The organism is Streptomyces sp. NPDC059564, from assembly GCF_042735575.1.
GTDB lineage: Bacteria > Actinomycetota > Actinomycetes > Streptomycetales > Streptomycetaceae > Streptomyces.
Map to the genome: position 1 here is coordinate 1 of NZ_JBHWBP010000681.1, position 1,446 is coordinate 1,446.

Annotated in this window: 1 protein-coding gene; it reads left to right on the plus strand. The window is 75.4% G+C overall.

From position 1 onward, the window contains the following. Positions 1-1,446: MFS transporter (locus ACFV0Q_RS41590; protein ID WP_385013311.1), on the plus strand; the 1,446-nt coding region annotated here is incomplete at both ends.

A 1,446-nucleotide genomic window follows, 5' to 3' on the forward strand; every position in this document is an offset into this window, starting at 1 on the left:
CCTGGATGCAGATGGTGGGCGCCCAGTGGCTGCTGGTCGGGGACGGCGCCGCGCTGGTGACGCTCGTGCAGACGGCCTCAAGCCTTCCCGTCGTGCTGCTGGCCCTGCCCTCGGGGGTGATCGCCGACCGCTTCGACCGCCGCTCGGTGCTGCTGGCCTCGCAGTTCGCGATGCTCGCGGTGTCCGGTGCGCTGGCCGTGCTGGCGTTCACGGACGCGCTGTCGCCGACGGTGCTGCTCGCCCTCACCTTCCTGCTGGGGTGCGGTTCGGCGCTGATGGGCCCGGCCTGGCAGGCGGTCCAGCCGGAGCTGGTGGAGCGCCGACGGCTCGGGCAGGCCGCGGCGTTGGGCGCGGTGAACATGAACCTGGCCCGCGCCGTGGGCCCGGCTCTCGGCGGGGCGGTGGTCGCGGCGGCGGGCGCGGGCTGGGTCTTCGCCTTCAACGCGGCTTCCTACCTGGGCACCGCGGCCGTCCTCCTGGTGTGGCGGCGCCCGCCGACGGCCGCCCCTGGAGCGGGGAACGAACGGCTGACGGACGCCCTGCACGCCGGGCGCCGCTATGTGCGGAACGCGCCCGGGGTGCGCCGGGTCCTGCTGCGTACGCTCCTGCTCGTCCCCGGCGGCGCGGCTCTGTGGGCGCTGCTGCCCCTGGCCGCGAGCCGCTCCCTGGGCCTCGGCTCGGGCGGGTACGGGCTGCTGCTGGGGGCGGTGGGCGTGGGAGCGGTGGCGGGCGCCTTCGTCCTGTCCCGTATCCGCCGCGTACTGTGGACCAACGGCACGCTCACGGCGGGCGCCGTGGTGTTCGCCGGGGTGCTCGCGGTGCTGGCCACGGTCCATGTGCCCTGGCTGGTGGTACTCGCCCTGCTGCCCGCGGGCCTCGCCTGGATCGCCGTCCTGTCCACCCTCAACGCGGCCGTGCAGACCCGGCTCCCCGGCTGGGTGAGGGCTCGTGGCCTCGCCGTCTACCTGCTGGTCTTCCAGGGCGGACAGGCACTGGCCGCGCCCCTGTGGGGTACGGTCGCCGACCGGATCGGGCTGGGCCCCTGTCTGCTGATCGCCGCCGGTGCCATGCTCCTGAGCGCGGCCACCGTACGGCGGTGGCCGCTGCACGACGCCGAGGGCATCGACCCCACGCCGTCGGACCACTGGCCCGCGCCTCCCCTGGTGTTCGAACCCGGGGAGTCCGACGGCCCGGTCCTGGTCTCCGTCGCCTACCGCGTCCCGGCGGGGCAACAGGCCCGGTTCACGGACCGGATGCTCCGCGTGGCCGGCTCCCGGCGCCGTACGGGAGCCCTGTCCTGGGGCCTCTACCAGGACGGCCACGACCCGGAGCGGTTCGTCGAGAACTACCTGGTCTCCTCCTGGGCGGAGCACCGGGCCCAGCACCACGTCCGGCTGACGGCCACCGACCGCCGGTTCGAGGAGGAGGCCCGCGCGCTGCTCACCC